We start from the raw sequence: 25188 nt of genomic DNA, 5'->3' as shown, positions 1-25188 counted from the left end.
GGACATATCGCATCCGCCCGGCGCTCCGGATCAGGTCTCGCGTACCGGAGCCCGTAAGTTTCGCCTAGTGTTTGCGTAGCGAAACGCCATGCGTATCTGGCAAAGCCGCGTTCCCGATGGAGCGCGGTTTTTGCATTTCTGCCGGTTGATCAGCGCGGCCTGTTTTATATTCCGATTGCCGCATTCGGGATCGGGACATGATCTTCATTGATCAGCACGATCGGTGCATCGGCTCCCTCGATCCTGACAACCAGTAGGCGCAGGCTCCAGGTGCCTGCTGTCCGAACAGCGGTCGAGAAGGCGGTGCCCTTGCCCTTGGCACCATGGACCGGAATGCTGAACTGGGCATCGCCCGCCCCATTCGCATTGACATTGAGATGGCCACCGACCCAGAAACCTTCGGACAGGTCATCACCGAGAGCGGCCTTGACGCGGTCGTCGGCGCGAAGCTTGTCCATGGTCATGTGAAAGGCATCGCTGCCTTTCAGGACGTAAGAAATGCCGCCGACCATCGCCGCGCAACCGCCGATGCTGACCACCCAGATGACAAGGCCGGCGATCGCCCAGTTGCGTTGCGTCTTGCGGAACTGTTCCGCGTCGCGCCAGGCGCGGTTCTGCCAGGCCCAGCGACTGCCGCGCGCACCCAGCACGATAATCATGACGATGTTGACGACAGGGATCAGTGCCAGCAGCGCGATGAAGGTGCTGTTGCCGATACCCCAGATCCAGTTGAGGAAGAAGGCGCCCCAGTTCCAGCGGTCAAGTTCGGCCGGAATTTCGGCGGGCTGGTTGAGCGGCTGTCCGGCCATGATGTTCCCCCATCGGCAGATGTGCTTGATGGGTTCTAACGTATGACCTCGAAAAACGGGAATCGGTTTTTCGGGAACGGCCTTCTTGTCAGGCCTTGTTGGAAAGCCGTCGAAAATTCGCCTTCACCGCAAGGCTTGCCGGCTTCAGAGCCGCGCTGATCGACTTTTCCGCCGCGACGCCGTTGAACAGCGACGGCGTGCGGCCGGCAAAGATTTCCGGCCAGAACCGCGATGCCGACCGCAGGAAGGACATTTGCGCCGCAAACGCACCTTCGGCCATCGCCGCGGTCTTCTCGTTCACCGCGCGCGCTGTCTCCGTGCCCCATGGCTCGTTGCTCCCGGCCTCCAGCGCCATCAACGGCAGCCGCATCAGCGCCACCATCGGCGCCAGCATCAGGTCACCGCCGATGCTGGCCGCTTCTTGCAACCGTCGGCTCTTGCCGGTCTTTTTCATGAAAACAGTCCCTTTGTCGCAGCCACGCCGGCTGCTGACCCGCACACTAAGCGCTGAGGGCAAAATTCGTTCCACAACGACATGTTTCTCGAAGCCGGGCGTTCCTGTCGAGGAACGCCCGGTCGAGGTTGCGATCCTACCGCTTGCGCAGATCCGCCTGCGCCAGATCCAGCGCCTTGGAGATGCGCTCGCAAGCCATGTCGATCGTGTCACGGGTCCAGATCAGCGGCGGCGACAGGATCATCGTGTCGCCGGTGGCGCGCAGCATCATGCCCTGCGCGATCGCATGGTCGCGCAGGGTCACCGCCGCGCTTCCCGACGGCAGGAACCGCTCCTTGGTCGCCTTGTCCTTGACGATCTCTATCGCGCCCATCAGCCCGATCGAACGCACCTCGCCGACCAGATCATGCCCGGCAATGCGCTCCTGCAATGCCTTGGCGAAATACGGGCCAGTATCGTTCCTGACGCGATCGACCAGCCCTTCCCGCTCGATGATCTCGAGGTTCTTCAACGCCACGGCACAGGCCACCGGATGACCGGAATAGGTGTAGCCATGATTGAACTCGCCGCCCTTCCCGACCAGTGTCGCGGCGATGCGGTCGCCGACCAGCAATGCCGAGAGCGGCTGGTAGCCCGAGGTCAGTGCCTTGGCCGTGGTGATGGTGTCCGGCTCGATGCCGAGCGTTTGTGATGCGAACCATTCGCCGGTGCGGCCGTAGCCGGTGATGACCTCGTCCAGCATCAGCAGGACATCGTATTTGCGGCAGATGCGCTGCACTTCCGGCCAGTAGCTTACCGGCGGTATCTTCACGCCGCCTGCCCCCATCACAGGCTCGCCGATGAAGGCCGCAACCTTGTCGGCACCGGCTTCGAGGATCGCATCCTCGACGGCCTTGGCCGCCCGCAGGCCGAAATCATGGTCGCTCTCGCCCGGCAGTGCCAGTTCATAGGCATAAGGCATCATCACATGGACGATGTTGGGTACCGCGCCGCCGAGTTGCTTGTGCATGGCATCCATGCCGCCGAGCGAGGTCGCGGCAACGGTCGAGCCGTGATAGGCCATCTTGCGTGAGATGATGCGGTTCTTCTCCGGCTTGCCTTCCAGCACCCAGTAGTGGCGGACAAGGCGAAGCGCCGTGTCGTTGGCTTCCGAGCCGGACGAGCCGTAGAACACCTGATTGATGTGCTTCGGCGCGATTTCCGCCAGTTTCTTGGACAAGAGCACCGGCGTCGGCGTCGAGCATTTGAAGAAGGAGTTGTAGTAGGGCAGCTCCTTCATCTGCGCGTAGGCGGCCTCGGCCAGCTCGTCGCGGCCATAGCCGATGTTGACGCACCACAGCCCGGCCATGCCGTCGAGGATCTCAGTCCCCTCGGAATCGTAGATGAACGGCCCGTTGGCACGGGTGATGATGCGCGAGCCGGCCTCGCGCAATTCCTTGTGGTCGGTGAAGGGATGGAGATGGTGCGCGGCGTCGATCTGCTGAAGCTGCTTCAGCGAATAATTCTGATAGGTCATTGATCTGATCTTTCCTCTGGATTCTATCCGGCTCGTGCCGGGAGCGAATGCATCAGAGGCAAGCAGGTGGTGAATAACCGATGCGGGCGCACAGCCGCAAGAGCTCGGCGCGCAGCGTGCGCGGTGACGGTGTCACCGCGACCCGGAATGCGCGAGCCCCAAATACGGGAGCCAATGTCCTGACGAGAGCCATGGACGGCACCTTAGAGCAATTCCGGGAAAAGTGTGAAGCGGTTTTCCCGGGAAAAGCGCATAGCGCTTTCCCTTAGGGAATCGCATCAAAACAGAAGGGCGAGCAAAGGACGGTCGAGGTGAACCATCCTTTGCGTTTGCAGCGCCGAGACTTCGGCTCATGCGTTGCCGCTCAGCGCCCTTTGTAGGAACACATATTTCATCGCCGTCTGCGCCGCCTGCGGCCGGCGGTCGCCGCGGCCGCCATGTCCGCCCTCGGTCTCCTCGAAGAACAGCGTTCGGGCATGGCCGGCTTCCTGCAGGCGGGCCGCCATCTTGCGCGCATGACCGGGATGAACGCGGTCATCCGCGGTCGAGGTAGTGAGCAGCACCGGCGGATAGGCAGCATCGGCCTCGACATGCTGGTAGGGCGAATAGGCCGAAAGCCACTTCGCATCTTCCGGTTTCGACGGATCGCCATATTCGGCCATCCAGGAGGCACCGGGCGGCAATTCGGTGTAGCGCAGCATGTCGAGCAGCGGCACCTCGATGATGACGGCACCGAAAAGCTCTGGATGCTGCGTCAAGGAAACGCCGGTCAGCAAGCCGCCATTTGAGCCGCCCTGGATGCCGAGCGAAGCGGCCGTGGCAATGCCGCGCTTGACGACGTCCTGCGCGACCGCGGCGAAATCGTCGAAGGCGTTCTGGCGGTTGCCCTTGAGCGCCGCCTGATGCCAGGCCGGGCCGAACTCGCCGCCGCCGCGAATACACGCTTGGACATAGGCATTGCCCTTTTCCAGCCACAGCCTGCCGCGCACGCCAGCATAACCTGGCAGCAGCGGGACTTCGAAACCACCATAGCCATAAAGCAGCGTCGGCACCGGACCCTTCTGGTCGCGCCGCCGGACGACGAAGTACGGGATCATCGTGCCGTCCTTCGAGCGCGCCTCGAACTGCTCCGAGATCAGCGGCGACGCATCGAAGCGGCCCGGCTGCGACTTTACGGTGGCGAGCGTCTCGCCATTGTCGTCCGACCAGATGATCGAACTCGGGGTCAGGAAATCGGTGAACGAGAAGGAAACGCTGGAGCCGAAATGCTCAGCATGGCTGATGCCGACATTGCCGTTTTCGGGCAGTGCCACAGGCTTCAGCGACCAGCCGCCATTCCTGCGCTCGCAGACGACGACCTTGCCACGCACATTGTCCATCAGATTGATGAACAGGCGGTCCTGCGTGCGGGCAATGCCGGCAATCGACACGCGATATGCCGGCTCCAGCAAGGTCGCCACCGGGCCGAGCGTGCCGGTTTCTACCCAGTGCGCCAGATCCAGCGAATAGAGGCCATCAGGCTTGCACGAGGTGCCATCCGGCGCCGTCCACGGGCTACGCACGCCGAAGACGAGTTGATCCTTGAAGATCGCCGTATCGGTCACGTCGTCAGGCAGCGGCAGGCGTTTGTTCTCGCCGGAAGGCAGCCGCAGGAAGATATGCGAGGCGAAGAAATCGAGCGTCCGGGCCAGGATCAGATAGCGTCTGTCGCCGTCGAACTCGACGGCAGCGCCAACGGCGAGATCCTCCTTCTGCCCCTCGAAGATCGGTGTCGCGTCTTCCAGTTTGGTGCCGCGCTTCCACAGCTTGACCACGCGTGGATAACCGGATTGAGTCTTGTCCGCCTCCTCGAAAGCCGCAGAGACGATGACGGTGTCCTTGTCGAGCCAGCCGAAGCCCGACTTGGACGCGGGTGCACGAAATCCGCCATCGACAAAGGATTTGGTCGCGATGTCGAATTCGCGCATCTCGCTGGCGTCACCGCCATCCGGCGACATCGAGACAAGGCAGAGGTTGAAGTCTGGATAGAGCCGGCTGGCACCGCTGAACACCCACTTAACCCCGTCCTTCGCCGCAAGCTGGTCGAAGTCGACGATCGTTTCCCAGTCGGGCTTCTCGGTTTTGTAGGAAGCGACCGTCGTGCGACGCCACAGGCCGAGCACATTGGTCTTGTCCTGCCAGAAATTGTAGACATGGCCGGCAATGGCGGCACCGACCGCGATATTGTCCTCGGCCGTCATCAGGTCGAGCGCGGTCTGGAACGACGCCTGGTACAACGGATCGCCCTGCAATTCACCAACCGTTACCTCGTTCTGGCCATGCACCCAATCGAGCGACTGCCTGGCTGTCCTGTCCTCCAGCCAGAGAAAGGAATCTTCGGTCGAAGGGGTGGAATTTGGCAGGCTCTGTGTGGTCGACTTGGTCATAGTGTCTCCGGTAAACTCATCAAGGCTCGGTGTCGCAAACATCGTCATGCCACCACCGATATTCAATTGGAACGCGCGAAAGAAGCGACCCCGCCATACCGCATCAACTGCGAAGCCTTATCCGGCCATGTGTCGCTACGAGGAAGCTCCATGCAATTTCTCTACATTGCCAAAGGGAGATTTGATCCGTCCAGCGGCACGGAATGGACGAAATACGTCGAGTGGTCGGGCCTCACCCAATTGACCGAAGTCGTCACACTCGATGGAATGCTCGGCCCGATCGCGCTTGGCGAGACAAAGGACAGCTACTGGTCCCACATTGTGAACGAGGACTGGATGCTCGATTTCTTTGTGGACCTGGAGTTTCTGCTTTCTCAACTGGCGGACACCAACGAACTGAATATTTTAAGCGCAATTCGAAAGCCGTCGACGGACGTGCGTTCGATTGATTGGGGCGGTTTCATCTTCCTGGGCTACGACTTGTTGGATCAAGAAGTTTCCATAAGCGCGTTGACCAACTGCGGCGGATTTCCAGACGTGTTTGCGAATTCGGAGTTGTCTCAAGTTGGCCTGATACCTGACTTTGATCGTGCCGTTGAAATTAAGGACATGCTGCGCCGGATGTACCCTGAGGAACGTCACGCCCATTGTGACATATGGGCAATTTCGAGATGGCAAGGCGATGTCGAGCTGCGGCATCCCACAATCGCATCAGGCTGATTTTCGACCAACGATGCTCGCAACCGCCAGCGCCAGACACATCAGGCCAAGCGCAATCGGCAGACCTCTTGCACCCAGAATATCCATCGCTGTGCCAGCCAGCGGCGGCACGGCGATGCCGCCGACGCCCCACATCAACGAGAAGGCGGCGTTGCCGGCCACCAGCGTCGAGCCGGTGAAGCGCTCGCCGAGCTCGATGATCGACATGGTGTAGATGCCGTAGGATACCGCACCCCAGACAAAGATCATCGGCCAGATCAGCGGCGACTCGATCAAGAGCGGCAGGAGCAGGCAGCCGAGCACCGTGATCGCGACACAGGCAAGCCGCACCAGACGCGCGGAGAGCCTTTCGGCCAGCAGGCCAAGCGGCACCTGCATGGCGATGTTGCCGGCGATCATCACCGACAACAGCGCCGACATGCGGGTCTCGGTGATGCCGTGATGGGTGCCGTAGACCGGCAGCAGAGCCAGCGCGCCCTGCTCGAAGCCGGCGGCAACGATGACGGCAAACAAAAGCAGCCAGGCCAGCGGCACGAAGCCCAGGACGGAGACCTGACGCCCGGCCTCGTCGACCTTGGGCAGGCGCGGCAGTACCGAGGCCAGGCAGATGCCGCACAGCACGAAGGCGAAAATGCCGACCAGGAAGGGCGGCCAGCCCTCCGTGCCGACGGCAAGCAGGCAAAGCGGCCCGGCCGCGAAACCCGCCGAGATAATCGTCGAATAGACGCCCATGACGCGGCCGCGCCGGGCCCGCGGCGCCAGCGCGATGACCCAGATCTCGCTCAGCACGTAAAGCGGGTTGGTGACGACGCCGATCAGGAAGCGCAACGGAAACCACAGATAGACATCCTGCGTCCAGCCGATCAGCGCCAGCACGATCGCCGAGAGCGCCGCGCAGGAGAGCGCGGTGCGCCCTGCCCCGAACCGACGCGCCAGCGCCGGGATCAGCGGTGACGAGACGATGAAGCCGATCGGTGTCATTGCCGCCGACAGGCCGATCATCGACGGTGATATGCCCTGGCGCTGCAGGATGAAGCTCAGCAGTGGATAGGACAGGCCTTGGGCGATGGCGAACACCGAGACGGTGGCGATCACGCCGGTGATTGCCGCCCACTGCATCTCCATCTCACTGCTGCTCGACCCATTCGCGATCATGACTTACCGCTCCGGCGCACGGACGAGCGATACAGCGCGAACATCACCAGCAATGCGTTGAGACCGGCGATCACGACGGGCAGGCCGAGCGGGCCGATGCCTTGCATGAGCAGCCCGGCACCCGGCGGGCCGACAATACCGCCGGCGCCCCACATCAGCGCGAAGGCAGCGTTGCCGGCGACCAGCACCGAGCCCTTGAAGCGGCTGCCCAGTTCGACCAGCGCCATCGTGTAGACGCCGTAGCCGACGGCGCCCATCACCAGCAGCACGACCCAGATCAGCGGCGTCATGATCAGCAGCGGCAGCAAAAGCGCGCAGGCCGCGGTTGCCAGCGCACAGGCGATGATCATGGCACGGCCACCAAAACGCTCCGCCAGCAGGCCGAGTGGGATCTGCAGCAGGATGTTGCCCAGCGAAAGCGCCATCACCAGCGAGGCAAGCACGGCCTCCGCCAGGTCGTAGCTGGCGCCGAACACCGGCACCAGCGCGTAGGTGCTTTGCTGGACCGCTGCCGAAACCAGGACGGCAAGCAGCAGTGCAGGCGCCACGTTGGCAAAGCCGACAAGGCCGCTGGCAGGCTGGCCGTCATCCTCGAAGCCGGTGAGCTTCGAAGAGACGGCGTGCAGGATCACCGCGCAGAGCGTGAAGCCGGCGACACCCACCAGGAAGGGAGCCCAGCCCGACGTGCCCAGCAGGGTCAGTGCGAACGGGCCGGCCGCATAACCGGCGCCCAGCAGCGTGTTGAACACGCCCATGACCCGGCCCCGCCGCGATGGCGGCGCCAGCGACAGCGCCCACACCTCGCCAAGGATGTAGAGCGGATTGATGACCACGCCGATGACGAAGCGGATGACGAACCAGGCCACCCAGTCCTGCAGATAGCCGATGCCCAGGAAGCAGAGCGCGCCGATCAGCGAGCAGCCGACCGCCAGCGTGCGTGCTCCGACCATCCGCACCGCCGCCGGCACGAAGGAAGCCGAAAGGATCAGGCCGAGCGGCATCATCGCCGCCGACAGGCCGATCAGCGCCGGCGACATCCCCTGCTTTTGCATCAGCAGCGTGAACAGCGGCGAGCTCAGCCCTTGCGCGGCTCCGAACATGGCAAGTGCTGCGGTGACGCCCGCAAGCGCTGCCCACTGCGTTCCCGCTTCGCCTTCGCTCGAGCTGGTCGCGACCATGCTGATACTGTCATCCATATGAAGTGCTGGCTATCCGCCGGCAAGCCCGACTAGCTACTGGTTCGATTTGGGGAAAGGAAGGGCCGGACGGCGAAATCCGCTTGCGCCACCGGACCCGTCCTGTCGGCTGAAGCCGAACGGTTCCTCATCGAATGGAGACAGATGCTGGCTACGGAAAATACCGGGCGATCGCCCCCTTCTTGCCGTCGGCGTAGGGCTTCAGCCACTTGTCGTCGATGGAAATCCCGTCATCGTCGGAAGGTCCCTTGCCGATCGTCCTGCGCCAGGCGCGGAACTTGTAGTGGTCGAACACGTCCAGCATATGCACCGCATAGGCCGCGGCGAAAGTCTTGTCGCCTTCCACGATCACCATGTTCTCGTCATTCTCGTAGGAAGCCTTGTAACCGAGATTGTGGCTGCCGGTGATGACCGTGGCGTTGTCCTCCATCGGGTCGATGATGACGATCTTGTCGTGCACGATCGCATGGCCGACGGTCAGCACCTCCGCCTGGAAGTCGCGGGCGATCGTGGCGCCGGTCAGGTTTGCCGCCCGCACGATGGAGACGTTCGGCATCTCCCAGACCTTCTCCGGAAAGACGAAGGGCGACTTGCCGTCCTTGTTCGACTTGTGGGTGACGGGATCCTTGGTCGGCGCCACATAGTTGGGCATCGCGGTTTCATCGCTGATCGCGCCCTGCACGATCAGATTCCGATCGGCCTTGGCTGCCGCAACGGCCTGGTCGACGATCGAGTTTTCGCCGAGCAGCGACGGATTGAACACCAGGAAGAGCACCGCGCGCTTCGCCGCCCTAATGCGGGCGAAGACATCCTCGAGGTCGACCGGCAGCACCGAGATGTCCTTCTTGTTGCGGTCAGGATCGTTGGGCGAGAACCAGACCGTCATGCCGTCCAGCCTCGCCGTGACGCCGTTCAGCGGATTGCGCAGGTGGTTTTCCCTGCGAAACGGCACGCCTTGCGTCTGCACGACGTGGCCGGCAGCGCTTTCCGAGGCCGGCGGCGGGAACACGTCGGCCTTCATGCGCTGCCAATAGACGTCGAAGATCTCGGCCATCGCCGGATCGTCGCGGATGAAGGCGTTGTTGGACTGTCCGCAAATGCCCGTCGACGTCCAGTTGGTGCTGCCGGTCATCACCGCTTGCGGCTTGCCCTGGGCGTCGCGGTAGACCGCAAACTTGTTGTGGCCGATATGGTTGTTGTTGAACAGGCGGTCGCTCACCACGACGCCCGCGTCGTGCAAACGCTTCCTGTAAGGCGCGTTGCCTGCGTCCCAGGCCTTGGTCTGGTCGTCCCTGCCCGAATTGGCAAGAATGACCTCGACGACATCCTTGGCAGCGACGATGGCGTCGCAAAGCTCGTCGTCGCCAAGCTCGTAGAGCGCCAGCCTGACGGTGCCGCCTTCGGCCTTGGCCCGTTTCAGCAGGCTGGTCAGCACATCAGGCACATCGCCATGCAGATAGGCGCGTATCTTGCTGGTCGGATCCCGCAGCACCGCCCTGATCTTGTCGCGCTGCCCGACCTTGATGCCGGCCTCTTGCAGCGCATGCGACATCCATTGCGTCGACAGCACGCCGTTGGTGAAGGCAACCCGCGCCTTGCCGAACATCTGGCCGAGAAAGATCGGCGGGCTGACCGCACCCTGGCCGAGATAACCGAGCGGACGCGCTGGCCCGGTGTAGGCGGGTTTGCCATCGACGACCTGATCGGGGCGCACCGGCACCGGGTCGAGGCCCGGCTTCATGTCGCCGACCGGCCGCACCCGGTAGGCGATCATTTCACCCTCCGGCCTGACGTCGATGCTGTCGCGCCGACGCCGCACGGTGAGATCGCGCCAGAATGTCTTCTGCACCGGCCAGACGCCGGTATCCTGGGGAATCCATCGTGGATTGCGTTGACCCTTGAAAGGCACCCAGGAGGCCAGGCAACGTTCCTCGCCAGTGTCGGGATAGATGCGCACGATCTCGAAGCCGAGGCAGCCAGGGATCATGCCGTCTACATCCCAGGAAAGGAACGCGACTTCGTTGTTTGTCGCGGCGCGCACTTTAACGACATCGGGCATGGCTTTCCCTCCAAATTCGTTCGGCACGCCAATATAGCAGAAGTAAAAGACGGATGTGTAACGCGTTTCACTTGGCGTCCATCCGGCCGCAGCTCTCAGACCAGCGCCCCGCCGCGATCGGGGCGATATTCTGGTCGTGCAACTGCCGTTCCGGCATGTCGCTTCCCTCGCCCTAGTGGTCGCCGCCTCCGCAACGACCGGCGGGTCGCCGGTCCATTATGCCGCCCGCTGCCGCATCGTACGAGGACCATCATGACCGCCGCCCTACAACCTGCAGAACCGGCATTGGCCACGGACCGCGCCCGTCGTGGCGGCCGCGCCGGAAAGCGCGCCGGCGGTTCGGCCGCGTTCGAACAGCCGGCTTTCCGCCAGTTGAAGAACCCGCTCGCGCCGACCAGGCTGGTTTCGGACGACGAGTTGGAATCGATCCATCTCGCCTCCTTGCGCGTATTGAGGGAAATCGGCGTCGACGTTCTGCATGACGAGGCCCGGCGTATCATGAAGGCACATGGAGCCGACGTGCGCGACGGCAGCGAGCGGGTGCGCTTCGACAGCGACATGATCCTCGAACTGGTGTCGCACTGCCCGTCGGAGTTCACCATCCACTCCCGCAACCCGGCGCACAATGTGCGCTTCGGCGGCAACAATCTGATTATCTCGATGATGGCGTCGGCGCCCAACTGCTCCGACATCGACCGCGGCCGCCGGCCCGGCAACCAGCAGGATTACCGCAACTTCCTCAAGCTCGCCCAGATGCACAACATCTTGAACTGCACCGGCGGCTATCCGGTCGAGCCGACCGATATCCATCCGTCGGTCCGGCACCTTGAGTGCGTCCGCGACCTCGCCACGCTGACCGACAAGGTGTTCCACATCTACTCGCTCGGCAAGGAGCGCAACGTCGACGGCATCGAGATCGCCAGGATCGCGCGCGGCATCAGCCATGAGCAGCTGCTCGAGGAGCCGTCGGTCTTCACCATCATCAACACCAATTCGCCGCTCAAGCTCGATGTGCCGATGATGGAAGGCATCATCCAGATGTCGAGCAAGGGCCAGGTCGTCGTCGTCACGCCGTTCACCCTGTCGGGGGCCATGGCGCCGGTGACGATCGCCGGTGCGCTGGTGCAGCAGAACGCCGAGGCGCTGTCCGGCATCGCCTTTGCCCAGATGGTGCGCAAGGGCGCGCCCGTCGGCTATGGCGGCTTCACCTCCAATGTCGACATGAAGTCCGGTTCACCGGCCTTCGGCACGCCCGAATACATGAAGGCGCAGTTGGTCGGCGGCCAGCTTGCCCGCCGCTACAACATCCCCTACCGCACCTCCAACACCTGCGCCGCCAACACGGTCGATGCGCAGGCGGCTTACGAGAGCGTGTTTTCGCTTTGGGGCGCCATCCAGGGCGGCGGCAATCTGATGATGCATGCGGCCGGCTGGCTCGAGGGCGGCCTGCGCTGCTCCTACGAGAAGACCATTTTGGACATCGACCTGCTGCAGATGGTGGCGGAGTTCCTGACCCCACTCGACCTGTCCGAAGAAGCGCTCGGCTTCGACGCCATCCAGTCGGTCGGCCCCGGCGGCCATTTCTTCGGCACCCAGCACACGCAGGACCGCTACAAGACCGCCTTCTACTCGCCGATCCTCTCCGACTGGCGCAATTTCGAGACCTGGGCGGAAGCCGGCTCGCCGACAGCCCTGGAAAAGGCCAACAAGGTGTGGAAGGAACGGCTGGCGTCCTACGAAGAGCCCTATATGGACCCGGCCATCCGCGAGGAGCTCAACGCCTTCGTCGAAAAGCGCCGCTCCGAGGGCGGTGCGCCGACCGACTTCTAAATGGCACGCGGCGACCGCTGACCTCGGCGTCGAGGCGTTCCGCCGCAGACCCAGAAAACTTGATTCAGTTTACGCAAAAACGGACCTATCTTGATGAAATCTCATGTAAAAGCGGTTGTCATCGGCGGCGGCGTCGTCGGCTGCTCGGTTCTCTACCATCTGGCCAAGGCCGGCTGGAGCGACATCATGCTGATCGAGCGCTCGGAGCTTACCTCCGGCTCGTCCTGGCATGCGGCGGGCGGCTTCCACACGCTGAACGGCGACCCCAACGTTGCCAAGCTGCAGGCCTATACGGTGCAGCTCTACAAGGAAATCGAGGAGATTTCCGGCCAGTCCTGCTCGCTGCACCTGACCGGCGGCGTGATGATGGCGGATACGCCGGAGCGCATGGACTTCCTGCGGCTCGCCCACGCCAAGGGCCGCTATCTCGGCATGGACACCGAGCTGATCACTCCGTCCGAAGCCAAGGCGATGTTCCCGCTGATGGACGAGACCAACTTCGTCGGCGCCATGTGGGATCCGGTCGAGGGCCATCTTGATCCTTCCGGCACCACGATTGCCTATTCCAAGGCCGCCAAGAAACTCGGCGCCGAGATCGTGCTGCGCAACCGCGTCGTCGAGCTGACGCAAGAGGTCGACGGCACCTGGAACGTCGTCACCGAACAGGGCACGGTTCACGCCGAGCACGTCGTGAACTGTGGCGGCCTGTGGGCACGCGAGATCGGCCGTATGGTCGGCGTCGAATTGCCGGTGTTGGCGATGGAGCACATGTATCTTCTGACCGAGCCGATGCCGGAGGTCGAGGAATTCAACAAGTCGACCGGCCGCGAGATGATCGGCGTGCTCGACTTCAAGGGCGAGATCTACACCCGCCAGGAGCGCAACGGCATCCTGCTCGGCACCTATGAAAAGGCCTGCAAGCCGTGGTCGCCGGTCAACACGCCGTGGGATTTCGGCCACGAATTGCTGCAGCCGGACCTTGACCGCATAGCGCCGTCGCTGGAGATCGGCTTCAAGCATTTCCCCGGCATCGAGAAGGCCGGCATCAAGCAGATCATCAACGGCCCCTTCACCTTCGCGCTCGACGGCAACCCGCTGGTCGGCCCGGTGCAGGGCCTAACCAATTTCTGGTGCGCCTGCGCCGTCATGGCCGGCTTCAGCCAGGGTGGCGGCGTCGGTCTGGCGCTGTCGAACTGGATGGTCCATGGCGATCCCGGCTTCGACGTCTGGGGTATGGACGTTGCCCGCTTCGGCGAATGGGCCGGCCTGCGCTACACCAACGCCAAGGTGCGCGAGAATTATTCTCGCCGCTTCTCAATCCGTTTTCCCAATGAGGAACTGCCGGCCGCACGGCCGGCGCAGACGACGCCGCTCTACGACACGATGCTGGCCAACAACGCCGTCATGGGCGACAGCTGGGGTCTCGAAACCCCGCTTTGGTTCGCGCCGAAGGGCAAGGAGCCGAAAGACATCGTCTCCTTCCACCGCTCCAACGACTTTGGGCCGATCGGCGAGGAAGTGCGCGCCACCCGCGAGCGCGTCGGCGTCACCGAGATCGCCAACTTCGCCAAATACGAAGTGTCGGGACCAGCGGCCGAGGATTTCCTCAACCGGCTGATGACCAACCGCATGCCGAAGACCGGCCGCATCGTGCTGACGCCGATGATCAACGAATTCGGCAAGCTGATCGGCGACTTCACCATCGCCAAGGCCGGCGAAGACCGCTTCATGATCTGGGGCTCGTCGGCGGCGCAAAAATATCACATGCGCTGGTTCGAGAAGCACCTGCCCAAGGATGGTTCGGTGCGCATCCACCGTTTCGACCAGACGCTGGTCGGTCTGTCGATCGCCGGGCCTAAGTCCCGCGACCTCTTGCAGAAGCTCGTCGATGTCGACATCTCGACAAAAGCCTTCCGCTTCATGGATTTCCGCGAGATGGCCGTCGCCGGCGCGCCTTGCATGGTCAACCGCATCACCTACACCGGCGATCTCGGCTACGAGATCTGGATGGCGCCGGCATACCAGCGCTTGGTTTATCAGCAGATCAAGGATGCCGGCGAGGAATTCGGCCTCGTCGATTTCGGCATGCGCGCTCTACTGTCGATGCGCCTGGAAAAAAACTTCCCGACCTGGTTCCGCGAGTTGCGGCCGATCTATGGGCCGTTCGAAGGTGCGATGGACCGCTTCATCAAGCTCGAGAAGAACGACTTCATCGGCCGCGAGGCTGCCGCCAAGGAACAGGCCGAGGGGCCAAAACTGCGCCGCGTCTCCTTCATCGTCGATGCCGCCGACGCCGATGTTATGGGCGACGAGCCGATCTGGGCCAAGGCCAGCAAGGATTACGGCACGGTGGAAAAGCCGCATGGCTACGGCGCGCCGCGCTTCGACGATAGCGGCGAGGAAATACGCGGCTCCAAGGCCGCTGAAGGCGCTTCGGCCGTGCGCGGCATTGTCGACGGCGACTGGCGCGTGGTCGGCTGGGTGACATCAGGCGGTTATGCGCACTATGTGCAGAAGTCGATGGCACAGGGCTACGTTCCGGCAGCACTCGCCGAGGACGAAAGTGCCGGGCTGTTCGAGATCGAGATCCTTGGACACCGGCGCCCGGCGCGCATCAACGTCGAAGCACCGTTCGACCCGAGCGGCGAGAAGATGCGGACCTGAGCCCATGGACAGCGCGGCGCCAAAGGGCAGTTTTGGCCGCCATCGCAAGATCATGCCGTTCGAGCCTGGCTCGATAGAGGCATTGCGCGACGCCTCCCGCCAGAAGGCGGCGTCGCTCAACCAGCATGTGCTGGGCTATGGCGCGCAGGCGGAAGCTGAATGGGCGGCGGCAGGCATTGCCGCTCCCGATTTGCCGGCGATGCGCCAATACCGGCTCGACCGCATCCGCGCCGAGTTGAAGCGCCGCGACTATGCCGGCGCCCTGCTCTACGACCCTGTCAACATCCGCTACGCCACCGATTCCACCAACATGCAGCTGTGGGTGGCGCACAACCCGACGCGGCATTGTTTCGTCGCCATCGACGGGCCGGTGGTGCTGTTCGACTATTTTTCCTGCGAGCACCTGTCCGACCATTCCGGCGTCGTCGACGAGGTTCGCCCCGCGGTGTCATGGATGTACCTCTATGGCGGCGAGCTGACCGAACAAAAAGTCCGCCGCTGGGCCGCCGGCATTGCCGATCTGGTCAGGGAACATGGCGGCGGCAACAGCCGCATCGCGGTCGATCACATCAATCCGGAAGGCGTCGAGGAACTCGCCCGTCTGGGTGTGACGATCGGCAATGGCGAAGCGGTGATGGAAAATGCGCGGCTGATCAAATCATCGGACGAAATTCTCGCCATGCGCCGCGCCATCGTCGCTTGCGAGGCGGCGATGGGCGAGATGGAGCAGGCTCTTCGGCCTGGCATTTCCGAGAACGAGTTGTGGGCCGAACTGCATCGCGGCAACATTGCGCGTGGTGGCGAATGGATCGAGACGCGGCTGCTGACATCAGGCCCGCGCACCAACCCGTGGTTCCAGGAATGCTCGTCGCGCAGCATCGACGCCGGCGACCTGGTCGCCTTCGACACCGACCTGATCGGCCCCTATGGCTTCTGCGCCGACCTGTCGCGCACCTGGCTGTGCGGCGATGCAAAGCCGACCAACGAACAACGCGACCTGTTCCGCATCGCCGCCGATCAGATCGGGCACAACACGCAATTGATGCAGCCGGGCACCTCATTCCGCGACCTTGTCGAACGCTCGGCGGTACCGCCCGGAGATTGTTTTCCGACGCGTTACGGCGTGCTCTATCACGGCGTCGGCCTGGCCGACGAATACCCGACCTTGCCGCATGCCAGCGACTGGACCCCCGACACGCCGGACGGCGCACTCGAACCAGGCATGGTGCTGTGCGTGGAAAGCTATATCGGCCGGCTGGGCGGGCGCGAGGGCGTCAAGATCGAAGAGCAGATCCTCATCACCGAGACCGGCAACGAAAAACTTTCAACCTACCCGTTGGATGCGAGGCTGCTCGGCTAATCCGGCAAGTGCCTCGCGCATCACCCTGACCGTCTTTTCCGGTGTCGTTGCGGCGGTGATGAACGGCAGGCCTTTGCGCCGTCCGGTCCAGCCGACGACCTTCACCGCTTGCGCCGCCGGCTCGAAACGCTTCGCCAGCGCCCAGCTTCCGCAGTCGATGGCCGCGATGTCCGCCTTACCCTCGGCCACCGCGACGATCGAGTCGCGATGGCCGCCGCTTTCGCTGCGCGTCGAGAAAATGTCCAGGCTTTCGCCGGTTGTTTGCAGGTCGCGCGTCAGCGCAATGATGCCCGACATGGAATCAAGGCTGTTGAAGGTGAAGCGTTTGCCGCGGATCAGATCGACCGGGATGAGAGCGCGGCCGTCCGCAGGCGATCGAACCTCCGGCCCCTCGCCCGCTCGCATCACCAACGCGCTCGAATAAAATTCGCCCTGCCCGCCTTCGCAGGCGTCGTAGCTCGGCTGGCCGACCACCTGAACGTGTCTTGACAGGCCGAGTTCCATCGGTCCCCAGCAGGTCTGCGCGAACAGCAACGCCGGATGCAGCCAAAGCTTGTGAAAATCAAGTTCGTCCGGCGGCAAAGTCGCAGGGTCTGGCGCAATCAGTTTTCCCTTGGCGTCATGAATACCACCCGGCACCGGCGGCAGGTCGCCATTGCGGCGCACGATGGCTTGCGGCGCGTCGATACCTCTCTGCCGGAAGGCGTCGCGCAAGCGCGCCCATTGGGCGTCGACCTCGGCGCGCGCTTCAGGCCAGTCATACATCGGCAACGCCGCAACCAATTCGCTCATTCCGGGATCTGACCGTTATGTCTGGGATTGAAGGGGACCGACCGCAGCCAGACTAGCAGGCAGCGCCCACTCGCCGCAAAGCTCATTCCTTGGGCGGCTCGGCTGGAACCGGCGCGGTGCCGAGTCCATTGATGTTGCGTGCCCTGATGCGTGGCTTGAAAGCCCTGCCCGGCTCCGGCGCGCGCCGCAGCACCGGGTGCACGATCGGCTCCTTCGCCTTGAAGGCATAGGCTTTGATCAGCGCGAAGTAATTTGGATAGGCATAGCCATTGTTCATCCGCAGCCATTCGTCGCGACGGTCGCGAAACAGTTTCGGCAGCCGGTACCACGCCACGGTCGGGCTCTTGTGGTGGACGAAATGCAGATTGTTGTTGAGGAACAGGAACGACAACGGCGAGCGCTCGACGATCACCGTGCGGCCCTCCGGGTGTTCGGACCATTGATGCTCGGCGAAGGTGCGGATCGAGATCAGCGACTGGCCGAGCCAGACCGGCACCAGGATGTAGAGCCACAGCGGGATGCCGAAGCCGAACTGGACGATGGGCATCACGATGGCGAGGCCGATCGCATGCAGCAGCCACGCCTTGCGGATCGCCTTGTCGCCGGCGATCATGTGCTTGGCGTCGTCGATGAAGAAGCCGACGCAGGACAGCCAGGGGCCGAGCACGAAACGGCCAGCCATGGTGTTGTTGATCTTGAGCAGGAATTTCATCGTCGGCGGCAGGTCGTCATGCTGCCAGAGCGCCTGGTAGTAGCTCTCGGGATCGTCCAGCGGATCGGTCAGTCGCTCGTCGGCATGGTGGCGCAAATGAATGGTCTTGAAGCGGCGGAACGGCCAGACCAGACCGATCGGCAGGAAGACGAAGGCTTCGTTGATCCGCGCGTTGCGCGTCGGATGACCGTGCAGCACTTCGTGCATGATCGAGGATTGCAATGCAGCGGTGAAGGCCAGGACGGCGAGCGCGGAGATCGGGTAGGATGGCCAGAGCAAGAAACCGGTGGCGAACCATGTTGTGTAGCAGAAGAATGCGAGAACCACAGTCGGCCATTCGATGGCTGGTACGCTACGCTGTCTGATGCTCTTGCTCGTCATGCTATCGACCACTGTCCTTCAGTCGCCGGAACCCCAACTGGTTCCTGACATCATTGTGTCAGGAGAAGTGATTCCACTCAACGAGACAAAGTGTACAAAATGTTGCGATTGCGCATTTTTGACCGCACATGTTACACATTGTAAACAACCTTAGGGATTCATTTACGCCTGAGCCGCCCATTCGGGAGCTTTGGCGCAAATTTTTCCTCCTGATTCGCGGAGCCAGGTGATGGACAAACGAGACCTATCAGCGATCTTTCGCGAGCGTCTGAAGCTGCTCCTGACAAGGTCTGATCTCAACCAGTCGGCATTCGCGACTGCGGTCGGCATCGATCGGTCGGCCCTGTCGCAGCTGCTGTCGGGTGCCTCGACACGCCTGCCCCGAGCGGAAACGCTGCTCAACATCGCCGCCGAGTTCAAGGTGTCGCTCGACTGGCTGCTTGGTCTCAGCCAGGACGAGGGTGTCACCGGCGAAATCCGCGAAAGCCTGGAGATCGAGGAAGCGCGCGACGGCTTCGATCGCACGCTGCTGGCCAAATGGTTCGCCGAGGCGGCCGGTACCAAGATCCGCTATGTGCCGGCCGGCATCCCCGATCTTCTGCGAACACACGCGCTCGTTGACTACGAAGCCAACATCACCAACAGGAGCCGCCTGACGCAGGCGAACGAAACCCAATACCGCATTGACTACAACCGGCGGCCGGAAACCGACATGGAAGTCTGCATGCCGCGCCATACGCTGGAGATCTTCGCCCGCGGCCTGGGCGTGTGGGACCGTTTTCCGGAGGCCGACCGCCGCCAACAACTCGCCCATATGGCTACGCTGCTTGACGATCTCTACCCAACCTTCCGCCTGTTTCTCTACGATGGCCGCATGCGCTATTCCATTCCCCTCACCATCTTCGGCCCCTATCGGGCGGCTATCTATGTCGGAGACATGTATGTGGTGCTGAATGCCACCCAGCCGATCCAGGCCCTGACCCAGCATTTCGACAATCTGATCCGTGCCGCCGATGTCAACCCGCACGAGGCCTCCGCCTTCGCACGCAATCTGTCAGATTATTCCTTCGCATAAGGCCCTGCCTGATTGTCGGCAATCTGGGGCATTCAACCCGACGCCCCGGCCGTCGACGTCGCCAGTCAATCGCGGCAAAATCATTGACTACACATAAAGACTTCTTTATATCCTTATTCGAATTCGAAACATGAAAGCCAATCCGATGACGACGACCAACCCGATCGATGCGCTGCTGGCTGAAAAGGGCGTGCTGTTGGCCGATGGCGCCACCGGCACCAACCTGTTCGCCATGGGGCTGGAGGCTGGCGAAGCGCCGGAGCTCTTGAACGAGACGGCCCCCGACACCATCACCAGCCTGCACCAGAATTTCGTCGATGCCGGCGCCGACATCATCCTCACCAATTCCTTCGGTGGCACACGTCACCGGCTGAAGCTGCACCACGCGCAGGACCGCGCGCATGCGCTGAACAAGCGCGCCGCCGAGATTGCCCGTGCCGTGGCCGACAAGGCCGGCCGCAAGGTGATCGTCGCCGGCTCGGTCGGCCCGACCGGTGAATTGCTGGTGCCGCTTGGCGCCATGACCTATGACGAGGCCGTCGATGCCTTCGCCGAACAGATCGAGGGTCTCAAGGCCGGGGGTGCCGAAGTCGCCTGGATCGAGACGATGTCGGCTCCCGACGAGATCCGCGCCGCTGCCGAAGCCGCCATCCGCGTCGGCCTGCCCTATACCTATACCGGTTCCTTCGACACCGCCGGCCGCACCATGATGGGCCTGCTGCCGAAGGACATCCACGGCGTTGTCGACGGCTTGTCGCAGGCGCCGCTCGGCGTCGGTGCGAATTGCGGTGTCGGCGCGTCCGACATCCTTGCATCGCTGCTCGATATGACCGAGGCAAAGCCGGAGGCAACCGTGATCGTCAAGGGCAATTGCGGCATTCCCGAATTCCGCGGCACCGAAATCCATTATTCCGGCACGCCGGACCTGATGGCCGACTATGTGCGTCTCGCCGTCGATGCCGGTGCGAAAATCGTCGGCGGCTGCTGCGGCACCTCGTTCCAGCACCTTGCCGCCATGCGCAAGGCACTCGACGCGCACACAAAGGCGGATCGTCCGACTGTTGGCGCGATTGTCGAGCGCATCGGTCCGATGCGCAACAAGGTGGCGACGGAAAACGCCGCCGAGACCAGCGAAGCCCGCCGCGAGCGTCGCCGCAGCCGGGCCTGACCTTATCGTTTCCGGTTATTCGCTGTTGTCGGCGTAGCTCGACTGCGCCGACTTGAAATCGGTGCCGGCGCCGGCTGCCGTATCGCCGCGCATCGTCGTCAGCGCCCCCGATGCGATGGGGTCGGTGATCTGCTCCAGCATGACGCGAAAGCGGTCATTGTTCAGCGCGGAGATGGCGGTGTGACGCGCTTGGGCTACATCGTCGCTGATGCGCCTGGATTCCGCCGACGGCGTGGACGACGCCGATCCCAGTGCCGGCATATCTCGGGTTATCGAGTTCGCAAGAGTCTTGATCAACAATTCCGGCTCCCTCAAGCCCAAACATCAGCCTGTTCGTAGCGAGAGGAAATTGCGATCATCTACCGGAAATCCAACGCAATTTAACAATCCGCAAAAAAAGGCCGGCAAGGGAATAAATCCCTCGCCGGCCTGCCTCACCCGCCCGTGGGTCGGTTTCCCGTATCAGAACGATCCCATCTGAAAGAAACCGGCCGTCATCACCACTACCGATTTCCGCCCAGCGCCGAGGCAAGGCGCACAAGCGAGAGGAACTCGGACCTGTAGCCAAACGGGTCGGCTCCTCGAGCGGCAGTGGCAATCTCCATGATCTTGTCGTAACCGAACTTCGCGGTCGCATCCTCGTCGCGCAGCTTCTGGCCGAAGGCCGCGACTGCCACGGAGAAGCGCTGGTCGGTGCCGGCCTGGTCGAAGGACGAGACCTCGTTGGCCGAAGTCACCGGCGTGGTGATCAGCTTCGAGACGTCCTCGTTGGGCAGCTTGTAGCGGATCTTGACGAAGGCATATTCGCCCGCATTCGCGACGCCGCCATTGTCCACCGACGCCTGGCCGTAGCGCAGCGGATCGATCTGCTCGCCACCGCTGCCTTTCGGCGTGATCTCGTAGATTGCGGTGACCGAATGACCCGAACCGATATCGCCGGCATCGACGCGGTCATTGTTGAAATCCTCGCGGTTGAGCGCCCGGGTCTCGTAGCCGATCAGCCGATATTCCGAGACCTTGTTCGGGTTGAACTCGACCTGGATCTTCACATCCTTGGCGATGGTGAACAGCGTCGAGGAGGCATCCTCGACCAGCACCTTCTCGGCCTCGGCGAGCGTGTCGATATAGGCGGCGGTGCCGTTGCCGTTCTGGGCGATGGTCTGCATCATCTGGTCGTTCAGATTGCCGCGGCCAAAGCCGAACACCGACAGGAAGACACCGGTCTTGCGCTCGCTCTCGATCAACCGCTTCAGGTCGTCGTCATCGGTCTGGCCAACATTGAAGTCGCCATCGGTGGCGAGCATCACCCGGTTGACGCCGTCCTTGACGAAGGATTGCTGGGCAAGCCTGTAGGCTTCCTTGATGCCCGCCTCGCCGGCCGTCGAGCCGCCAGGCTGCAGATTGTCGATGGCATTGAGTATCTTGTCCTTCTCGGCAACTTTTGTCGGCATCAGCACGGTGCCGGCCTCGCCCGCATAGGTGACGATCGAGATCGTGTCGTCGGCCTTCAGCTTGCCGACCAGCAGCCGGAAAGCCGACTTGAGCAGCGGCAGCTTGTCCGGCTCGTCCATCGAGCCCGACACGTCGATCAGGAAGACCAGATTGGCCTTCGGCTGCTCGATCGGCTTGACGTCAAAACCCTTGATGGCGACATGCATCAGCTTGGTGTGCGTGTTCCACGGCGTCGGCATGACGCTGACCGTCGAGTTGAACGGCGTCGTGGCGGAGTCCGGCCCCTTCCAGTCATAGGGGAAGTAGTTGATCATCTCCTCGACGCGAACCGTGTCGGCCTGCGGCACGAACCCTTCCTTCAGCGAACGCCGTACGAAGGAATAGGAAGCGGTATCGACGTCGATCGAGAAGGTCGAGACCGGGTCTTCGAGCGCGGCATGCACCGGATTGGTCTTGAAATCCTCGATGCGATCGCGGTTTTCCTCTTGCGGCTGAACCTGGTCGGCCGGAGCCATGGCTGGCTGCGGCGCCATCAGCTTGGACTCGGCCGGCTTGAGACCCCCTGACATCCTGGGCGCGCTCACCGTGCCATCCAGCGCAAATTCACCTGTCGGGGCCGATGCCGGGGGTGCACTATTCATTGCCACACTTCCGGCGCCAGTAGCATCCTGTCGAGGAGCGCCCGTCGCCGCCTCCTTCTGTGCGCCGCCGATGGTGGCAACAGTCGATTCGGATTTCGGCGGCGAGGCCGGCGCGACAAGCGCATCGGTGGCGTCGCGGCTTTCCACATCCGCGTCGGCCTTCTTGTCTTTCTCCAGTTCGGTGCGGACCGGCTTGGGCTCGTTGGTCGTCTGCTTCACCGCCGCGGGCTTGTCGGCGAGCGTTTCGGTGATCTTCTCGTCGCCGCCGAATTTCGGCGGCTGTTCCCTCAGCATGTGGAAGGTGGCGTATCCGGCGATCGGCAGGGCGACGAGCCCGGCAAGAGCCGGCGCGGCAATGAGTTTCTTTTGCATGATCTCGCTCCAGAGCTTTTGTGCTCGCTCTGTGAGACGAAGCCCGCCAACCGATCCTTGGGTCACGGTCGAAATATTTTCCTGGTCATAGGCGCGCATGGCGGCTTCGAAGGCACGAGCCTTCGCGCTCTCGCCCGGCGCCGGCGCCGCGATGTCGCGCAGTCTGTTGAGTTCGTTGTCGTCGACCATGGTCACACTTCCCCGGCCGAACGCATCAGCGTCTTCAGCCGTTTCTTCGCTTCATGGACGTGCCAGGAAACCGTCGTCTCCGAGATCGCCATCGCCTCGGCGGCGGCCGCATGGCTCAAGCCCTCGCCATAGACCAGCAGCACGGCGTCGCGCTGCTTGTCCGGCAGTTGCCGCACCGCCGCCCACAAGGCCTCGGCCGGGTCTTCCGGCTCTGCCGAAGCCTCACCCGAGATCAGCGCGTGAACGCCGTAGGCCTCCGTCTTTGCCATATCGCGGGCGGACTTGCGCATCATGTCGCGCGCGGCGTTCAGGGTCACGGAATAAAGCCATGTCGTGAAGGCGCCGCCGCCGCGATAGTCGCGGATCGCCCGGCCGAGCCGGACGCAGACTTCCTGGGCGATGTCTTCGGCGTCGGCCTTCTTGCCGCACCAGCGATAGGCGGCGCGATAGACGAAGTCGTAGTGCCTTTCCAGCAATTTGCTGAAGGCCCCCCTGTCTCCGCCCTTCGCCCGCCCGATCAGTTCGGCGTCGGAGGCTTCGCTCTCATCCAGCATCGTCGCCATCATTTGCCTGTTGGACGAAGGCTAATGGCGATTCCTTGGGTCAATGGAAAGATTTTTTTGGAAACGGCCAGATCGTGGCCATCGCTGCCCGGCTTGACACATACATATCCCCGCGGTTATACGTCAATCAATAGCCGCCGAGTTATCGATCCCAATGACGAATGCTCACGATGTCCTGTTCAGAACGCTCTCCGATCCGACGCGTCGGGCGATCTTCGAGCGCCTGTGCCGGGAAGGCGAGCAGACGGTCGGCGCCCTGACGGCTCAGTCCGGGGTCTCGCAACCGGCCGTGTCAAAGCACCTCGGCGTGCTGAGGCATGCCGGGCTGGTGCGCGACCGCCATGAAGGGCGACAGACCCACTACAGCGCGCAGCTCGCCGCGCTTTCCCCACTGATCGACTGGACCAACCAGATGAACGCATTCTGGCAAAGCCGGTTCGACGACCTCGAAAATCTGCTCAAAAGAATGGACCAATGACCAACATTGCGACCGAAACACGCTCCGTCGTTGTCGAACGAGAGGTACCTTATCCGCCCGAAAAAATCTGGCGCGCGCTCACCCAACCGCATCTGATCGAGGAGTGGCTGATGAAGAATGATTTCAAGCCGGTCGTGGACCACCGTTTCAATCTCAGCGCGGACTGGGGCGGCGTCGACTGTCAGGTCCAGACAGTCGAGCCTAACAAAACACTGTCCTATACCTGGGACACCAAGGATCTCGAGAGCGTGGTCACCTGGACCCTCACCCCTACTGGCACGGGGACCCATCTGCGCATGGAGCAGACGGGCTTCCGGTCGGATCAGCAGCCCTACTTCCGCGGTGCCACGGTCGGCTGGCAGAGGTTCCTTACAGCCCTGGAACAGGTTCTGGAGCGGATCGATTAAACGGGCCAGGCGGATGCCGGGGCCGCTACGGCTCGTTTGACAGGAGGTGCAATTGGACTGGAACAAGTGGGTTCGGCAAATTCATCGCTGGCTGTCGATCATCTTTACGCTGACCGTCATCGCCAACTTCGTTGCCATGGCATTGGGGCAGCCGCCTGCCTGGATCGTCTACTCGCCGCTGTTGCCGCTCTTCTTGCTGCTGTTCAGTGGCTTGTACATGTTCGTGCTGCCATATGCCGCCAAGAGCGGGCAGTGTGCGGGCGGATAGGAATGGCCAAGACGCGGGAGCAGTCGACCAAGGCCGCGCCGGTGCAGCTCTCGGGCGGCAACCCGCAAATCGCGAAGGGGGACCGTAACGCGCCGGTGCAGGCCTATATCGCTGCAATGCCGGGCTGGAAACGCGGCCTCGGCGAGCGCCTCGACGCACTCATCGTGCGCAATGTGCCTGACGTGCGCAAGGCCGTAAGATGGAACTCACCGTTTTACGGCATCGAGGGACAAGGCTGGTTCGTGACGTTCCATGTCCTGACCCACTACGTGAAGGTGACCTTCTTCAGCGGCATGTCGTTGCGGCCGGTCCCGCCCGGCGGCACAGTGAAAAGCAAGAACGCACGCTGGATCGACATCCGCGAAGGCGACGCGTTCGACGAGGCGCAGATGGCGGACTGGGTAAAGCAGGCCGCCGCCCTGCCCGGCTGGATCCCGTAGCCGCGCGAGCGGATTGATTGAAGCCTGCCAGCACAATTCAAACCACGCCCTTCCGACAGGG

Annotated in this window: 22 protein-coding genes; 10 read left to right on the top strand and 12 right to left on the bottom strand. The window is 62.8% G+C overall.

What is annotated here, in order from left to right:
• Positions 1 to 164 precede the first annotated feature (164 nt).
• From HNQ71_RS16170 to HNQ71_RS16155, 4 genes are all read right to left on the bottom strand, one after another.
• Positions 165 to 809, bottom strand: coding sequence for a cytochrome c oxidase assembly factor Coa1 family protein (locus tag HNQ71_RS16170; protein WP_184873562.1), 645 nt, complete (start codon positions 807 to 809; stop codon positions 165 to 167).
• Between the two features lie 88 nt (positions 810 to 897).
• Entirely contained in the window at positions 898 to 1263 is a 366-nt protein-coding gene (locus HNQ71_RS16165) for a hypothetical protein (protein WP_184873561.1), read from the bottom strand.
• A 136-nt stretch (positions 1264 to 1399) separates the two neighbouring features.
• Positions 1400 to 2779, bottom strand: a complete 1380-nt coding sequence (locus tag HNQ71_RS16160) for an aspartate aminotransferase family protein (RefSeq protein ID WP_184873560.1) — start codon at positions 2777 to 2779, stop codon at positions 1400 to 1402.
• Between the two features lie 350 nt (positions 2780 to 3129).
• Positions 3130 to 5205: a prolyl oligopeptidase family serine peptidase gene (locus tag HNQ71_RS16155; protein WP_184873559.1), complete on the bottom strand. Its 2076-nt coding sequence runs from the start codon at positions 5203 to 5205 to the stop codon at positions 3130 to 3132.
• A gap of 150 nt (positions 5206 to 5355) precedes the next feature.
• On the opposite strand from HNQ71_RS16155, the gene HNQ71_RS16150 reads away from it, so the two are divergent.
• Entirely contained in the window at positions 5356 to 5925 is a 570-nt protein-coding gene (locus HNQ71_RS16150) for a hypothetical protein (protein WP_184873558.1), read from the top strand.
• On the opposite strand, the gene HNQ71_RS16145 is transcribed toward HNQ71_RS16150, so the two are convergent.
• The 3 genes from HNQ71_RS16145 to HNQ71_RS16135 all read right to left on the bottom strand — a co-directional run bounded on the left by HNQ71_RS16145 (position 5917) and on the right by HNQ71_RS16135 (position 10335).
• Positions 5917 to 7080, bottom strand: a complete 1164-nt coding sequence (locus HNQ71_RS16145) for an MFS transporter (RefSeq protein ID WP_184873557.1) — start codon at positions 7078 to 7080, stop codon at positions 5917 to 5919. The genes HNQ71_RS16150 and HNQ71_RS16145 overlap by 9 nt on opposite strands.
• Positions 7077 to 8258, bottom strand: coding sequence for an MFS transporter (locus HNQ71_RS16140; protein WP_184873556.1), 1182 nt, complete (start codon positions 8256 to 8258; stop codon positions 7077 to 7079). Before HNQ71_RS16140 ends, HNQ71_RS16145 begins: the two co-directional genes overlap by 4 nt.
• A gap of 169 nt (positions 8259 to 8427) precedes the next feature.
• Positions 8428 to 10335 carry a phospholipase D-like domain-containing protein gene (locus HNQ71_RS16135; RefSeq protein ID WP_184873555.1) on the bottom strand — a complete coding sequence of 636 codons (1908 nt, stop codon included), beginning with the start codon at positions 10333 to 10335 and terminating at the stop codon, positions 8428 to 8430.
• Between the two features lie 252 nt (positions 10336 to 10587).
• Here HNQ71_RS16135 and HNQ71_RS16130 point away from each other — a divergent pair, with 252 nt between their 5' ends.
• From HNQ71_RS16130 to HNQ71_RS16120, 3 genes are all read left to right on the top strand, one after another.
• Positions 10588 to 12165, top strand: a complete 1578-nt coding sequence (locus tag HNQ71_RS16130; RefSeq protein WP_184873554.1) for a trimethylamine methyltransferase family protein — start codon at positions 10588 to 10590, stop codon at positions 12163 to 12165.
• 93 nt (positions 12166 to 12258) lie between these two features.
• Positions 12259 to 14829 carry a GcvT family protein gene (locus HNQ71_RS16125; protein WP_184873553.1) on the top strand — a complete coding sequence of 857 codons (2571 nt, stop codon included), beginning with the start codon at positions 12259 to 12261 and terminating at the stop codon, positions 14827 to 14829.
• 4 nt (positions 14830 to 14833) lie between these two features.
• Entirely contained in the window at positions 14834 to 16189 is a 1356-nt protein-coding gene (locus tag HNQ71_RS16120; protein ID WP_184873552.1) for a M24 family metallopeptidase, read from the top strand.
• Here HNQ71_RS16120 and HNQ71_RS16115 read toward each other — a convergent pair.
• Together HNQ71_RS16115 and HNQ71_RS16110 are read right to left on the bottom strand one after the other, a co-directional pair.
• The gene (locus HNQ71_RS16115; protein WP_184873551.1) at positions 16154 to 16981 is read right to left on the bottom strand and encodes a phosphate/phosphite/phosphonate ABC transporter substrate-binding protein; all 828 of its coding nucleotides are present in this window, start codon (positions 16979 to 16981) and stop codon (positions 16154 to 16156) included. The genes HNQ71_RS16120 and HNQ71_RS16115 overlap by 36 nt on opposite strands.
• Positions 16982 to 17063: 82 nt before the next feature.
• The gene (locus HNQ71_RS16110; protein WP_184873550.1) at positions 17064 to 18074 is read right to left on the bottom strand and encodes a fatty acid desaturase; all 1011 of its coding nucleotides are present in this window, start codon (positions 18072 to 18074) and stop codon (positions 17064 to 17066) included.
• A 229-nt stretch (positions 18075 to 18303) separates the two neighbouring features.
• Here HNQ71_RS16110 and HNQ71_RS16105 point away from each other — a divergent pair, with 229 nt between their 5' ends.
• Positions 18304 to 19149 (top strand): helix-turn-helix domain-containing protein, encoded by an 846-nt coding sequence (locus HNQ71_RS16105; RefSeq protein WP_184873549.1) that lies wholly within the window; start codon positions 18304 to 18306, stop codon positions 19147 to 19149.
• A gap of 145 nt (positions 19150 to 19294) precedes the next feature.
• On the top strand, positions 19295 to 20317 hold the full coding sequence (gene bmt, locus HNQ71_RS16100) for a betaine--homocysteine S-methyltransferase (RefSeq protein ID WP_184874368.1): 1023 nt from the start codon (positions 19295 to 19297) through the stop codon (positions 20315 to 20317).
• 15 nt (positions 20318 to 20332) lie between these two features.
• Here bmt and HNQ71_RS16095 read toward each other — a convergent pair whose 3' ends face one another.
• From HNQ71_RS16095 to HNQ71_RS16085, 3 genes are all read right to left on the bottom strand, one after another.
• Positions 20333 to 20614: a hypothetical protein gene (locus tag HNQ71_RS16095; protein WP_246461592.1), complete on the bottom strand. Its 282-nt coding sequence runs from the start codon at positions 20612 to 20614 to the stop codon at positions 20333 to 20335.
• 206 nt (positions 20615 to 20820) lie between these two features.
• Positions 20821 to 22971: a VWA domain-containing protein gene (locus tag HNQ71_RS16090; protein ID WP_184873548.1), complete on the bottom strand. Its 2151-nt coding sequence runs from the start codon at positions 22969 to 22971 to the stop codon at positions 20821 to 20823.
• A 2-nt stretch (positions 22972 to 22973) separates the two neighbouring features.
• Positions 22974 to 23534: an RNA polymerase sigma factor gene (locus HNQ71_RS16085; RefSeq protein WP_184873547.1), complete on the bottom strand. Its 561-nt coding sequence runs from the start codon at positions 23532 to 23534 to the stop codon at positions 22974 to 22976.
• 154 nt (positions 23535 to 23688) lie between these two features.
• Here HNQ71_RS16085 and HNQ71_RS16080 point away from each other — a divergent pair, with 154 nt between their 5' ends.
• Genes HNQ71_RS16080 through HNQ71_RS16065 form a run of 4 tightly spaced genes read left to right on the top strand, consistent with a single transcriptional unit; the run spans position 23689 to position 25127 of the window.
• Complete coding sequence (locus HNQ71_RS16080; protein WP_184873546.1) at positions 23689 to 24012, top strand: ArsR/SmtB family transcription factor; 324 nt, start codon at positions 23689 to 23691, stop codon at positions 24010 to 24012.
• Entirely contained in the window at positions 24009 to 24419 is a 411-nt protein-coding gene (locus HNQ71_RS16075; protein ID WP_184873545.1) for an SRPBCC family protein, read from the top strand. The genes HNQ71_RS16080 and HNQ71_RS16075 overlap by 4 nt, the downstream gene beginning before the upstream one ends.
• A gap of 52 nt (positions 24420 to 24471) precedes the next feature.
• Positions 24472 to 24687: a hypothetical protein gene (locus HNQ71_RS16070; protein WP_184873544.1), complete on the top strand. Its 216-nt coding sequence runs from the start codon at positions 24472 to 24474 to the stop codon at positions 24685 to 24687.
• Positions 24688 to 24689: 2 nt separating this feature from the next.
• The gene (locus HNQ71_RS16065) at positions 24690 to 25127 is read left to right on the top strand and encodes a DUF1801 domain-containing protein (RefSeq protein ID WP_184873543.1); all 438 of its coding nucleotides are present in this window, start codon (positions 24690 to 24692) and stop codon (positions 25125 to 25127) included.
• Positions 25128 to 25188 lie beyond the last annotated feature (61 nt).

The organism is Mesorhizobium sangaii (assembly GCF_014207355.1).
Taxonomy (GTDB): Bacteria; Pseudomonadota; Alphaproteobacteria; order Rhizobiales; family Rhizobiaceae; genus Mesorhizobium; species Mesorhizobium sangaii.
The sequence above is the reverse complement of the archived record's forward strand: the minus strand, read 5'-3'. Positions and strand labels throughout refer to the sequence as shown.